We start from the raw sequence: 12,996 nt of genomic DNA, 5'->3' as shown, positions 1-12,996 counted from the left end.
TAGTGCTAGAAGGATAGGTTGATGCCGACCGAGGTTGTGCGGGGTAATGGGTAGGTGCCATAATCCTCACCCGATGACAGGGCGCTGTCGGGGCGGCTGTTTACCTCCGGATTGTAGCCGAGGTATTTGGTAAACGTGAACGGGTTCTGGGTAGTCACATACAGGCGGGCGCGGCTCAGGCGAATTTTTTGAAGCAGTGCCGTTGGCAGCGCATACCCGAGTGTAATGGTGCGGATACGCACGTACGATCCACTTTCGATGTGCCAGGTAGAGATTTCCCCATTGGAGCCGGAAGCCAGACGATTAGCGCGGTTAACCAGCCCGTTACCCGGATTATCGGGCGACTGCCAGCGGTCCAGCGCTCCCCGGAACAGGTTGCCGTTGCCCTCCATGTTGTAAATGTAGCGCCGGATCAGGTTCAGGATTTTATGTCCCTGAACGCCCTGAATGGCAACGCCCAGATCGAAGCCTCGGTAGGCGAAGTTGTTGGTAAACCCAAAGGTGAACTTGGGAAAGTAACTGCCCGTAACGGCCCGGTCGCTGCTAAAGTCAATCTTACCGTCGCCGTTGTTATCCCTGAATTTAAAATCGCCGGGGCGGGTGGTTGTAGTATGCGGATAGGCGTCTATTTCGGCCTGATTCTTAAATACACCGTCGTTGATCATCGTGTAGTACTCGCCAATAGGGCGGCCGATCTGGGTAATGAACTGAGCACCCGCTACGCCACCGGCCACAATGATCGGGTCGCCGGAGGGTCCGAGCGCGATCACTTTGTTGCGGTTGGCGGCTATGTTGGCACTGGCCTCCCAGCGGAAACGCCCGAACGTCTGACGGGTCCCCAGTGTGAGTTCAATACCCTGGTTGTTGACTTTACCAATGTTTTGCAGCTCCGTACTAAAGCCTGATGCGCGGGGAACAGGAACGTTCAGGAGCAGATCGGAGGTGTTGGCGTGGTAATAATCGAAGGTCAGATTCAGCCGGTTGCGCAGGAAACTCACGTCGAAGCCCACATCGAACATAGCCGTTTTTTCCCACTTCAGTTTGTCATTGGCCGAATTAGTAGGTGCCAACCCGCTCACAATGGTTTCGGGGCCGAGAATGTAGTTCTGGTACCCGAGCAAACTAACCGAACCGTAGTTTGGAATCTGGAAGTTACCAGTCAGCCCGTAGCTGGCTCGCAGTTTCAAATCGCTCAGCCAGGTAGCTGATTTCAGAAATGTTTCCTGTGAGACGTTCCAGCCTGCCGATACCGACGGGAAATACCCCCACCGGTTATCTTTCCCGAAACGCGACGACCCATCGGCCCGAATAGCCGCCGACAGTAGGTACTTACCGTTGTAATCGTACTGAACCCGACCTATGTAGGAGAGCAATGACCATTCCTGAATATCCGAACTCCCGGACGAAACCTGACCGGCGTTAAGCGTCTGAACCAAATCGTTGGGGAAGTTGGTAGCCGTTAACTCATTGGCAACCCGCCTATCCTTCTGTGACGAGAAACCCGCCAGCGCCGAGACATTGTGTACCCCGAACGACCGGTTGTAGTTCAGCGTATTCTCGACGAGCCAGTTTACAAAGTTCTGGGCTCTGGAAAAGCCCGTCGGTACGGATGGCCCCTTCCGGTCGCGGATTTCAAGCGTCGATGGCCGATAATAATCGCGTTGAAAACTGTTGACATCGGCCCCCAGGCTCAGTCGGTACGATAATCCTTTTAAAATATCGTACTGCGCATACGTATTACCCAATACCCGGAGCTGACTCAGCTTGTCGCTCACCTGGTTGGCAATAGCTACCGGATTCAGAATCGATGTAGCACCGTACCCCCAGCCGTTATTACCGAAATTATAGGAGCCATCGGCGTTATATACCGGGAAGATCGGAGCCATCTGCAACGCTAGACCCACTACGCCTTCGCCCAGGTAGGGACCTTCGGCTTTAATGAGATCGTGGTAGGAATAGGTTGGATTCAGGTTGACACCTACCGTAAGCCGTCCGCTTTTCACATCGACATTAGCCCTTGCGCTGTACCGTTTGAAACCCGAGTTGATAACCACCCCGCGCTGATCGAGGTAGTTTCCCGACACGTAGAACTTCACGTTCTCTTTTCCACCCGAAACTGAAATGGTGTGATTCTGAATCGGTGCCGACCGGAAGATGGCATCCTGCCAGTCAGTATTCGTCAGGCCCGGCTGCCCGGAAAGGTAGGGCACGATTTCGGGTTGGATAAGTGTACTGGGCGCTCCTACCCCTTTATTCCGGATATCATTCGAATCGGTTGGTTTTCCGGTTGGATTCCGGTCGATATAGGCATTGTTCTTGGCTTCGTAGCTCAGCTGCGCATACTCGTAAGCATTGAGCATATCGATCTTCTTTGACACCTGCTGAACGCCAAGGTAGGAGTCATAACTCACCACCGTTTTACCTTCCTTACCCCGCTTGGTAGTTAGTAGAACAACCCCATTGGAACCACGGGAGCCATAAATAGCGGCTGCTGAGGCATCCTTGAGCACTTCAATACTCTCAATATCATCGGTATTAAGCGTGCTTAGTACGTTGATTGGATTGTCGGGAAACTGCGTGTTGGTACCGCCCGTTGCAAACTTGGTATCGCGCGACAGTGGAATTCCGTCTACGACATAGAGCGGATCGTTACCGGCGCTGATAGAGCCCGTACCCCGCACCCGAATGGAGAGAGCCGCACCCGGCGCACCCGATGTTTGCGTTACGGTCACCCCGGCGATTTTTGCCGCCAGTGCCTGATCAAAACTGGCCACCGGCTGATTAGCTAAATCTTTTGCTTTGACAGAGCCAATGGCTGTAGTAACGTCGCGTCGGTTTTGCACACCGTATCCCACCACAATCACTTCGCTAAGGGCATTATCGGAACTGCTCAGTTTCGCATCGACAACGCTACGGTTGCCAACCGTAACTTCTGTAGGTTGATAACCGATGAACGAAAAAATCAGTACTTTACCCGTAGCGGGCAACGAAATCTGGTACTTTCCACTGGCGTCGCTCGTCGCCCCAACGTTCGTTCCTTTAACCTGGATCGTTGTACCGGCCAGACCTTCTCCGGTGGCAGCATCGGTTACGGTACCTGTAATAGTCGACTGGGCATAACTAAACTGGACAATGAAGCAGAAGAGAGGGATAAGCAGCCATTTCCAGCGTCTGTTCCGGGCATAATCAAGTAATGAATTCATCATAGCGAGTTAGTTTAATATAGCCTGCAAACCTCCTGAATTGGTAAACCGCAAAGGGCATTGGTCAAACCAACCGGGACAGCCAGCATCATACAATAATATCTATAACTCGCCTATATACAGACCATTTTCTACTTAAAATATAGCTTATGTATTTTATTACATTTTTTAATAAATTAATCCTACTCAAATACTTCTTCAATTAATCAGTTATACCCGTTTATAACACGCAGATACATAATCTGACCGTTTACCAGGCAATAAACAAAAAAGGTACCAACCCGGGCTCATTCCTGAGTACCTGAGTGATACCTGTTAAAACATGACTCAACAGACGCCTGTTAGTTCCGTTCAAATGTGATTGTACCGGCTTCACCCGCAGGCGTTCCTACCAGCACCTGTACGCTCCCGTCAACAAGCCCGGAGCCAGACACTTTCCCCGTTGCCAGATAGTCTATAACCTCCGCTGGATCAGCAAACGATAATTGCTGCTGTTGGGTATGCTCCTTCGACCACTCTGTCAGGAAAGAGTCAGCGTCATTAGCGTGCTTATGAGTAATCAATAAGTTCACCACCTTGAAATCGGGTTGTCTGGCCATAACGGTTATCACCTTTTCTCTTCCCTGTCCAGCCGCCTGATGGGAATTAAGGATAGTGTAAAAATTGCCTTCGTTACCCGTACTGTGAAGTAGCCACTCGTAGACTGCATCCATGCAAATTAGTGTTAGCGAGGTTTACAAAACTACTTCAATGGGGATATAAATGTTTTGGTAAGTGACTCAGTGGAACTTCTAATGGGCGTATTTTTCGATCGACAATGCAGCAATCCGTAATCAACACGGGTTCGATTTTATTTGCGGTTGCGCGCCCTTCTGATCATTAGATATAGTAAAATAAGTAGACATATAGGATACAGATAAAATGAATATATATATCCAAGTATACTAAATGGCATCAATATCCCAGCCACGAGCAATGTAATCGACAAAGATTTAGGCATGATAAATACCATAGAGGGAGTTTTAGGCGGTAGTTAAAGGTAAATCAAAAGAACTGACCACTCTTCTTTTTTTGTATAGACGGCAATCCTTGTCCATATATACCTCCATCAACTCCATAACTCATCCGTTGCAACTCCTTTTTGCGCCTTTTGATACCCGTAAGAATGTGCGCTTCTGGTACGCATCAACTAAATTCTGAAGGACAGCGGCTCACCAGTTCAGAGCTGTGCGCAATCAGCCAAGAAGGTGCCTTTTCTTATAACCCACCCGCTTAATTGAAATATTTTTATATTTCTACAGACTATATAGGGTAAAATCTACCACACAATCAGTTTTGATAATATATAGCATAATTAGTGTCTACTACCCCATATATTTGAACAAATATAATATGCTTCATTTATAGACTGATGAGCAAGCGAAAGTATAAAATCAATAAAGTCTGTTCTGATCGGAATCAGCAATTGACCATCCTGGCATTTGAGCAATTACTGGCTCGTTATAGAAGAAAAGTCTGGGAAATGGCCATAACGCCTACCCTTATAGGTTCCGACTCCTACTCCAATTTATAGATACTTCCTCTTTATATCAGCGTTGCGATAAGCCCGTTAGTGGCAAAAGATGCGTAAGAACGAGACAACAAGTTTATAAGTCGAGTGTAAGCTGCCCATTTTCCGGCCGCTCGCCCGGCTGAAGATTCGATAACGACACGCCCAGCAATCGAATACCTTTCGAGAGCGGAAACAGAGTCTCCAACAAATCAGCGGCAATCTGCATCAGGGTGGTTTTACTGGAAAGCAGATTCAGCGATGTGCGACTGCGGGTAATCTGTTCAAAATCGGCATACTTCACTTTCAGTGTGAGGGTTCTGCCGCGCACAGACGTTCGTTCGCAGTAATTCCATACACTATCGACCAACGGCAATAATTGATCAATTAGCTGGGTCTGATCCATTAAATCATCTGCAAAAGTATTTTCGGACCCAACCGATTTACGAATTCGATTGGGCGTCACGGGCCGATGGTCAATAGCCCGTGCGATGGAGTAATAATAAAAGCCCACTTTACCAAAATGACGGGTAAGAAAGGCTTCTGTCTGCTTCCGCAAATCCATACCGGTGTAAATACCAAGCTGGTTCATCTTTTCGGCCGTTACACGGCCGATGCCATGAAACTGACCGACCTTTAAGCCCTCCACGAAACTAAGCCCCTGATGCGGCTTAATGACATACAATCCATCCGGCTTTCGATAATCAGATGCTAGTTTAGCCAAGAATTTGTTGTATGAAACACCCGCTGATGCCGTAAGCAGGGTCTCCGCTTTAATTTGCTCTTTTATGAGTTGGGCAATCTGGGTAGCCGATGAGTTGGCTGGTAGTGTATCAGTAACATCCAGGTAAGCTTCATCCAGCGAAAGCGGTTCGATTAGATCAGTGTAGCGGGAGAAGATAGCCCGAATTTGACCTGAAACGGCTTTATAGACGTCAAAGCGGGGTTTGACAAACAGTAAATCAGGGCATTTTCGAAGGGCGATAGACGAAGCCATAGCCGACCGGACGCCATACTGGCGGGCTTCATAGCTGGCCGCAGCTACCACGCCCCGTTGCCGAGACCCCCCAACGGCCAGGGGTTTATTTCGTAATTCAGGATTATCCCGCTGTTCAACAGATGCATAAAAAGCATCCATGTCAATGTGAATAATTTTTCTATTTTCTGGCTGCTTCACAATTCCGCTCCCTAAAGAACGCTAATTTACAACCTTAGCCAGTTGAATCATCTACTGCCTATATCCGAACGATAGAATTTAAACTAACGCCTGTCTCAGGACTTCTTCTGAACCGCCCGGAAAGCAGACCATTCAACTACCAGTTAGCTCGTCGTAGTTTATCCGGCTCTACAAGCCGGATACCTGCGCTACTCATTTCAATTAAGCCATCGTGTTTAAATTCGGTCAGAATTCGGATCAGTGATTCCGTCGCCGTACCAATAACGGCCGCTAGATCATCGCGCGACAGTTGGATCGGTGGTACCGGCTCACCGTCCGGCGAAGTACCTAGCCGGAGTAGTGTATCGGCCACCCGACGGCGCAGGGAGCTGTAAGCCATACTCAATAACTGCTCTTCTTTACCATTGATATGGCCCGCTAATAAATGAACAAACTGGCGACCGGCTTCGGGCTGCGTACCCAACATGTGCAGAAATTCGTTTTTAGGGATATAGATCAGTTCCGAGTCATCGAGCGTAACCGCCGAATCCGTATAATTTGTATTCTCCAGCAATGCACGGTAACCGATGAAACTGTTCGGACCCAAAAGGTCGGTCACCAGCTCTTTACCATCATGGCTGGTCCGCACAATTTTTACCCGTCCGTTTTTCAGATAATAAAGCCGCGTCGGCTCATCACCATCGCTATAGACGAATTGTTTTTTGGGTACACGGTGCAGCTTACGATCAGAGATCAGCGATTGAAACCAGCCCGACGACTGCGTATCCGTAAACGGCTGAGACAGTCCTTCCTCCCCTATGCTGTTGTCGGAAAGCAGGGTTGTAAATCGGTTTAGGCGACTTTCAATTGCACTCAGGAGTTCACTTTCGCTAAAGGGTTTAGTCAGGTAATCGTCGGCTCCCAACTCCATACCTCGCCGGAAATCGTCCCGTTCCGATTTGGCGGTCAGAAAAATAAAAGGAATTCCGGTAAGCGCGGGGTTTTTATTGACGATATGCAGGACGCCATATCCATCCAGAACCGGCATCATAATATCGCAGATAATAAGGTCAGGCCGGTCGACCAGCGCGAGTTCTATTCCGGCTTTGCCGTTGTTGGCCGTCGTGACCCGGTAACCGGACAGTTCCAGAATCTCTGCCGTATTTTCCCGAATAATATCATTATCTTCAATTAACAGAATATTTTTCATAAGGTAGTAAAAGAGTTACGGTAGTGCCTTCACCTAACCGGCTTGACAGTTCGATTGACCCATTGAGCAGTTCGATGTATTTGGCAACAATGTGAAGGCCGAGTCCGGTACCTTCAAAATTGGTAGCGTTTTTGGCGCGAAAAAAACGTTCAAAAAGTCGTTTCTGGTCATCTTCCGATATACCGATTCCTTCGTCACTGACGATAATCTGTATCAATTTATCCAGGACCAGGACCTTGAGTTGAACCACCTTATTCTCGCCGGAATACTTTATGGCATTGGACAGCAGGTTCACCGTTATCTTTCGCAGGAGTGATTTATCCGTTAAAACGGGCTGCGGGCAGTCGAACTCCGTCTGAATTTGCTGCCCATTTTTCAGCATACCCTGTAGATCGGCCATTGCCTCATTGACAATCTGGGGTAGCTCAACCCACGATTTCCGGGCCTCAATACGCCCTTCTTCCAGCCGGCCCACCGACAAAAACTCTTCCAGAATATCATTCAGGTGGTTTACGGACATTCTAATTCGCTGAATGTGTCGAAGTCGCTTTTCCTGATGCTCAACGTGCGGGTACTTCTCAACAAGCGATGCCGATGTAAGAATGGCACTAAGGGGCGTTCTGAATTCGTGCGAAGCCATAGAGACAAAGCGCGACTTCAATTCACCCAGTTCACGTTCGGTAGCCAATGCCTTTGCCAGTTCATCTTTAGATTGTTCGAGCTGGTGGAGGGTAGCCATGAGCGCGCGCGTCCGGTTGACCACTTTCTGTTCCAGTTCGCCATTAAGCTGCTCAATCCGTCTTTTCTGCTCCAGCATGGCATACTCGGCATCCTTTTTAAATGTGATATCGAGTATGTACGCTACCACGTACAACGTATTGACCTGCCGGAAATAACTTAAGCTTATCTCCGCCGGGAATACGGTATCGTCTTTGCGTCGGGCGTATAGATCCCGACCATGGCCCATCGCACGAACCTGTGGATCAGCCATAAAAGAGGCCCGCAACTGTTTATGGCGACCGGTAACGGTTGCCGGCACTAACACATCAATACTGAGGCCGCTCATTTCACCCTGCTCATAGCCAAAGAGACTATGGGCATACTGGTTAGCCGACATGATACGCCCATGCTCATCAGAAACAATGATGGCAATGGTAGCATGCGAGAAAACAGCCTCAAATGAGTCGCCAGACATACGGTTTTATTATTTCTGAATGCAAAGTAAGTACCTGGTCAGGCTACGTAGCTGAGTAAAATCAGTTTTTGAGTTGATCTCTCTCAACAACACTCATTCTAAAAACAAACAATTTTACAGTCATCAACCGGCAAATTGTTATGGTAACTTACTCTGCGCTGCCAACAACGGCATCTCAACGGCCTGTTCTGCTGGTGGTGACACCTTCGGAATCGAAAAAACGTGCCGAAGTAGACCAAGTGATGGAGACGATTCAGACAGGATTAAATCCAGCAGTTCAGATCATGCGAATTACGGATACCACGCATCCGGAGGTGGTTCGCAGTTTTAATTTCAGTGCCTTACCAGCTTTTGTTTTACTACAACAGGGGCAGGAACTATGGTGGCACACTGGTCAGATCGATAGTCCCGATGTTTTTCTCGAATTGTATCAACAGGTCGAAATCATCCTTCATAAAACCACTAAAGGCTCATAAATATGACCCCTACAGCCCAACCCATTCCCACAAGTTCACCCATCACCACCGCTGGCTGTCATCAGGATAATCAGCACTGGAAACAGATCATTCGGCAGCAGGAGGAAGAAATTTTGCAGCTCCGGTCTCTTCTGCACGACGTGATGGAACAACACAACTGCCGTAGTCTTCGCTACGATGCCGTCGATTACTACCGCGCCCTGAATCACCTTCAGGGTGATATTAATCAGCTTCGCCGTAATATTATCTGTGAAAGTAATGAGTGCATTTACCACTCGGAAAATGCGTCCTGCAAAGACACCCGATATGGACTGTCGGCCACTATTGAACGACACGCCACGAATGTGATCAACGAATTTAACCGGGTGAAAGACGGTTGTCTACAGTTTTTGTCCGGCATGATGAGCCTTAACTTGATGTAAGTTAGACGGTTCTGACTAACCTGCGCAAGAGTTTAGCACATGGGCAACTAACTTATTATAGAGCACCCGGCACTAAAAAGCGCCTTATCAACACAGTTGATAAGGCGCTTTTTAGTGCCATTTAGGGTTGGCTCACCTGAAAAGGGACGGAATAGTCGGTAATGGGTATCGTTAGCTGGCCAGGAAATTAACGGCCTGTTTCAGCACACGTTCGTTATGATTCTCGGGGTCATTGTAGGAACGCTCTCCTACTTCAATGGTCAGCTCTTTGCCAATTAGTTGCTTCGTATCAAGCTCTTTACCCTCTTGGGCAGGTATCCCGACCATGTCAAAAAGGCTGATAATGGCTGGCATGCCTGCCTGCGATTGATAGAATCGATGTGACACATAGCCGTCTTCGTTTTCAAAACGTACCGCAAAGAACGGAATACCTTTATATTCACTGGTGCCCTCTTCAATATCTGTAATGGTAACCTGCTGGCGACCATCTTCCAGCAAGGTCTTGTCCTGACCCTTCTCTACTGCAATTTTCATAGCGCTGAGTGTATGTTTTATCTATATCATATAACTGATAGCATCATCATTTGTTTATTATTTTTAGAAATAAACTTAGACGTTCAGCTCTAAAACGCTTATTTACTCAAAATGAGTAGCCAAACGTTATAATATACCTATATCATACACTTTACAATGAGAACATAGAGAGAGATTCTCAGGTTGTTAGTCAGCGTGTTAAATATGGACGAGTCTTCAGGTATAGAAAAGACACATTTCTCTGGGCAGACAAGCTGAAAAATAATACCTTTGGCCACATGGAAAACCCATCCGTTCAGCAATCTCCTGAAGACAACCAGCCCTCGCTCCAGCTACAATGGCTTGAGAATGCCAACGATTTCCTGGAAACCTGCGACCGAATCTCGACCGGCTACGAAAGCGGGCTTTACTGGGACGATGTACAACGGGCATTACGCATAGCCGCTGGCCTGGAAAAATGGCCCGAGTAGCGTTGGCTTTTGGTACTGTTAATGAGCCAGCAGCCAATCCCGCACCCGCGGGTTGAAGTCGTCAATACACTCCCAATGGAAGGCGTGACCAGCGTCTTCATATAAATGTAGTTCGCTGTTCGGAATAGCTCCCGCGACTTCTTCGGTCATCCAGACAGGGGTAAAAATATCCTTCCTGCCACCAATAACCAGACAGGGCTTGTCAATGGACGGTAAATCGGCCAGGGTATTGTGGGTAATGCAGGCTTCAGCCTGACCCTCCAAACCATGTAGTGGCTGCGGCATTGCATCAACAGCGGCCTGCTGCCGTCCCTCCAAAAGCCCGGCAAAGGTGGCGTCATCATCCCAGCTACGCTTGGCGTAGATCAGGAACTGAATATAGTTGGTAAACTCTTCGGGACGGAGCCGGGCCTTAATGGTAGCCATATGCCGGAAGATAGCTTCGGCGGTACGGTCGCAGCGGGCCCAGGGGCAGAGCAGTACCAGCGAGTGCACTTTATCCGGATGCCGCAACGCCAGTTGCTGAGCAATGGTGCTCCCCATCGACACCCCCGCAACCCGTACTTTTCCCAGTCCGAGGGTATCAATAAGCCCGGCATAGTCGTCGGCCATTTGGGCAGTCGTGTACGGCCCAGCCGGTTTATCAGACCGACCTACGCCCCGGTTATCGCCGAGAATACAGCGAAAGTGATTCTGCCAGTCATCAGCATGTCTGGCCCACACGGAGCCGGGGGCGGTGATGCCCATAATCAATAGCAGCGGCTCGCCACTCCCCCGCTCTTCGTAGTATAAATTGATGCCGTTGGTTTCTACGTAAGGCATAGTCGATAAGTAGTGGAATTGTGAAGTGAATGAAATGGGGGGAATAGTTGATGTGGTGTCGGTTTTATGAGACCGACACGTGAGGTTTCTCAAAACCGATCGTAAATTGAAGAGAACGAGGTTTTGAGAAACCTCGCTTGTCAGGTGCTCACACCTGACACCACTCTTCTAATCAACCACTCAACTACTACACCGATGGAAGCAGGGTTTCGTACACCCAGCGTCCATCGTGCAGGGTTACGCCGTCCGGGTCGTCCATGGCTTCGGGGCCTTCGTCTTCGCAGATGATCCAGCCATCGTATTCCTGCTCGATCAACCATTGGGTGATGCTCACGAAATCGACTTTCCCTTTTCCAAGCAGGGCAAACTCAGGCTCGCCGTTCCAGTCTTTGTAATGCACCAGATTGATGAGCGACGCGTACTCTTTCATCTTGGTGAGCGGGTCCATGCCGCCGTTGATGAGGTGACCCACGTCCGGTGTCCAGCCCGTTACCGACGCATCCAATGATTCGATGATGACACGGTAATCTTCTTCCGTACGCGTAATGGACGAATGAGGTGAATTTGGGTGGAAGCTGCATGGCACGCCCTGATCGACCGCCCGGCGCGATACGCGGTTGACGATGTTGACCAGATTCCGTCGGCGGGTTTCGAGATCATGCCGCCCCGTCGGTTTCTGCACGGTGCAGAGCAGCGCCCCCGGAAAATGCTTCAGCAGACTAATAGCCCGGTCGGCTTCGTAGCGTTCCTGTTCGGTTTCTTCGATACCGTTCCAGTCGAGGGCGAGGGCAATTGCGGCTAGTTCAACGCCCTGTTCGGTTAGTTTCTGACCAAGACTTTCCGGGTCGGGCAAATCGCCCATCCAGTTGAAAATGGGTTCTATACCCGCAAAGCCTGCCTGCGCCGTAATGTCGATCATGTGCCCCAGCCGGTTAGCATGGGTCAGACCATTGTTGTTCATGAACCAGGTGTACGCTTCGGCGCCGAAGCGAAAAGAAACAGGTGTAGGCATAGTTATGCGTTCGTGTATTTAGCCTGCATGGCTTTGATAAACTTGAGACCATTTTCGGCAATGTCCCACGGTTTGCTGAACTCCCGCCAGACGTTGATAGAATTGGCAAAATTGATGTCGTTGCGGGTAAACGCTTCAATGGTCATCCAGCCGGAATAATTCAGTTCGGAGAGCGTCCGGAAGGTATCATCCCAGGGAATATGTCCGTCGCCAGGGGTGCCCCGGTCGTTTTCGCTGATATGGACGTGGGCCAGCACAGGGGCAATGGTCCTGATAGCGTCAGGAAAGTGTTTTTCTTCCATGTTGGCGTGGTGGGTGTCGAACATGGCTCGTACGTTGGGGTGATCGGCCCTCCGTACCAGCTCGACCAGTTGGCTCATGGTGTTGCAGAGGTAGCACTCAAACCGGTTGAGGGCTTCGGGTGCCAGGACGATGTTTGCCTGTTTGGCGTAATCGCCCACGGCATGCAGCACCTCGGCACTGTAAGCGTACTCGTCGGGTTGGGGTTCGCGTCGGGAGAACGTGGCAAAAGCGGAGTGGAACGGCCCGCAAATGACCGTTGCACCCAGCGCATGCGCCCGGTCGACTACCCCTTTCAACTGAACGACCGCCTGTTCGCGCACTTTGGCCGATTCGCTGGCCGGATTCTCGTCCGGCCCAACCACGGTTACACAAGTGCTTTGCAACCCGAGCTGCTTCAGGTGGTCGCCAAATTTTTGATAGACGCTAACGTCCTGCTGGTCAATAAAACATTCAACGCCGTCGTAGCCAATCGTTTTCAGTCGTTCGGCAATAGGGTTCATTTCTTCGGATATGGCGGCCGTCCAGACTAACAGATTGAAGCCAATTGGTGCCCACTGGCCCGCCGACATACCCGATGCATTGTTCGATAAAGACATAAAATAAAGCTATTAATTGTAGGTAATCGGTTAACGCTAGAGCTCAAC

At 49.5% G+C, this 12,996-nt stretch carries 12 protein-coding genes; 3 read left to right on the top strand and 9 right to left on the bottom strand.

Going from position 1 to position 12,996, the window contains the following annotated elements; genetic code table 11:
* Positions 1–5: 5 nt before the first annotated feature.
* From NT073_RS11580 to NT073_RS11560, 5 genes are all read right to left on the bottom strand, one after another.
* Complete coding sequence (locus tag NT073_RS11580; RefSeq protein ID WP_297373162.1) at positions 6–3,206, bottom strand: TonB-dependent receptor; 3,201 nt, start codon at positions 3,204–3,206, stop codon at positions 6–8.
* 338 nt (positions 3,207–3,544) lie between these two features.
* On the bottom strand, positions 3,545–3,916 hold the full coding sequence (locus NT073_RS11575) for a hypothetical protein (RefSeq protein WP_297373160.1): 372 nt from the start codon (positions 3,914–3,916) through the stop codon (positions 3,545–3,547).
* A 933-nt stretch (positions 3,917–4,849) separates the two neighbouring features.
* The gene (dinB, locus tag NT073_RS11570) at positions 4,850–5,929 is read right to left on the bottom strand and encodes a DNA polymerase IV (RefSeq protein ID WP_297373158.1); all 1,080 of its coding nucleotides are present in this window, start codon (positions 5,927–5,929) and stop codon (positions 4,850–4,852) included.
* 136 nt (positions 5,930–6,065) lie between these two features.
* Positions 6,066–7,118: a response regulator gene (locus NT073_RS11565; RefSeq protein ID WP_297373156.1), complete on the bottom strand. Its 1,053-nt coding sequence runs from the start codon at positions 7,116–7,118 to the stop codon at positions 6,066–6,068.
* On the bottom strand, positions 7,096–8,313 hold the full coding sequence (locus NT073_RS11560; RefSeq protein ID WP_297373154.1) for a PAS domain-containing sensor histidine kinase: 1,218 nt from the start codon (positions 8,311–8,313) through the stop codon (positions 7,096–7,098). Before NT073_RS11560 ends, NT073_RS11565 begins: the two co-directional genes overlap by 23 nt.
* Before the next feature lie 140 nt (positions 8,314–8,453).
* On the opposite strand from NT073_RS11560, the gene NT073_RS11555 reads away from it, so the two are divergent.
* Positions 8,454–8,789 (top strand): thioredoxin, encoded by a 336-nt coding sequence (locus NT073_RS11555; protein ID WP_297373152.1) that lies wholly within the window; start codon positions 8,454–8,456, stop codon positions 8,787–8,789.
* 2 nt (positions 8,790–8,791) lie between these two features.
* Positions 8,792–9,211: a hypothetical protein gene (locus NT073_RS11550; protein ID WP_297373150.1), complete on the top strand. Its 420-nt coding sequence runs from the start codon at positions 8,792–8,794 to the stop codon at positions 9,209–9,211.
* Positions 9,212–9,382: 171 nt separating this feature from the next.
* Here NT073_RS11550 and NT073_RS11545 read toward each other — a convergent pair whose 3' ends face one another.
* Positions 9,383–9,745, bottom strand: a complete 363-nt coding sequence (locus NT073_RS11545; protein ID WP_297373148.1) for a hypothetical protein — start codon at positions 9,743–9,745, stop codon at positions 9,383–9,385.
* 278 nt (positions 9,746–10,023) lie between these two features.
* Between NT073_RS11545 and NT073_RS11540 the strand changes: the two genes are divergently transcribed.
* Entirely contained in the window at positions 10,024–10,215 is a 192-nt protein-coding gene (locus tag NT073_RS11540) for a hypothetical protein (protein ID WP_297373146.1), read from the top strand.
* A gap of 18 nt (positions 10,216–10,233) precedes the next feature.
* Here NT073_RS11540 and NT073_RS11535 read toward each other — a convergent pair whose 3' ends face one another.
* The 3 genes from NT073_RS11535 to NT073_RS11525 form a co-directional block, all read right to left on the bottom strand.
* Complete coding sequence (locus NT073_RS11535) at positions 10,234–11,037, bottom strand: alpha/beta hydrolase (protein ID WP_297373144.1); 804 nt, start codon at positions 11,035–11,037, stop codon at positions 10,234–10,236.
* 187 nt (positions 11,038–11,224) lie between these two features.
* Positions 11,225–12,049: a sugar phosphate isomerase/epimerase family protein gene (locus NT073_RS11530; protein ID WP_297373142.1), complete on the bottom strand. Its 825-nt coding sequence runs from the start codon at positions 12,047–12,049 to the stop codon at positions 11,225–11,227.
* A gap of 2 nt (positions 12,050–12,051) precedes the next feature.
* Entirely contained in the window at positions 12,052–12,948 is an 897-nt protein-coding gene (locus NT073_RS11525; RefSeq protein ID WP_297373140.1) for a sugar phosphate isomerase/epimerase family protein, read from the bottom strand.
* Between the last annotated feature and the right edge of the window lie 48 nt (positions 12,949–12,996).

Origin of the sequence: Spirosoma sp. (assembly GCF_026391055.1) — a bacterium.
Classification (GTDB): domain Bacteria; phylum Bacteroidota; class Bacteroidia; order Cytophagales; family Spirosomataceae; genus Spirosoma.
This window is presented reverse-complemented; position numbering and strand designations above follow the sequence as displayed.

Bases quoted from the DNA above. Each gene is read 5' to 3' on its own strand.
- NT073_RS11545 (WP_297373148.1), bottom strand. From the start codon at position 9,745: ATGAAAATTGCAGTAGAGAAGGGTCAGGACAAGACCTTGCTGGAAGAT.
- NT073_RS11525 (WP_297373140.1), bottom strand. From the start codon at position 12,948: ATGTCTTTATCGAACAATGCATCGGGTATGTCGGCGGGCCAGTGGGCA.
- NT073_RS11540 (WP_297373146.1), top strand. From the start codon at position 10,024: ATGGAAAACCCATCCGTTCAGCAATCTCCTGAAGACAACCAGCCCTCG.
- NT073_RS11580 (WP_297373162.1), bottom strand. From the start codon at position 3,206: ATGATGAATTCATTACTTGATTATGCCCGGAACAGACGCTGGAAATGG.
- NT073_RS11575 (WP_297373160.1), bottom strand. From the start codon at position 3,916: ATGGATGCAGTCTACGAGTGGCTACTTCACAGTACGGGTAACGAAGGC.
- NT073_RS11530 (WP_297373142.1), bottom strand. From the start codon at position 12,049: ATGCCTACACCTGTTTCTTTTCGCTTCGGCGCCGAAGCGTACACCTGG.
- NT073_RS11560 (WP_297373154.1), bottom strand. From the start codon at position 8,313: ATGTCTGGCGACTCATTTGAGGCTGTTTTCTCGCATGCTACCATTGCC.
- NT073_RS11535 (WP_297373144.1), bottom strand. From the start codon at position 11,037: ATGCCTTACGTAGAAACCAACGGCATCAATTTATACTACGAAGAGCGG.
- NT073_RS11550 (WP_297373150.1), top strand. From the start codon at position 8,792: ATGACCCCTACAGCCCAACCCATTCCCACAAGTTCACCCATCACCACC.
- NT073_RS11565 (WP_297373156.1), bottom strand. From the start codon at position 7,118: ATGAAAAATATTCTGTTAATTGAAGATAATGATATTATTCGGGAAAAT.
- NT073_RS11555 (WP_297373152.1), top strand. From the start codon at position 8,454: ATGGTAACTTACTCTGCGCTGCCAACAACGGCATCTCAACGGCCTGTT.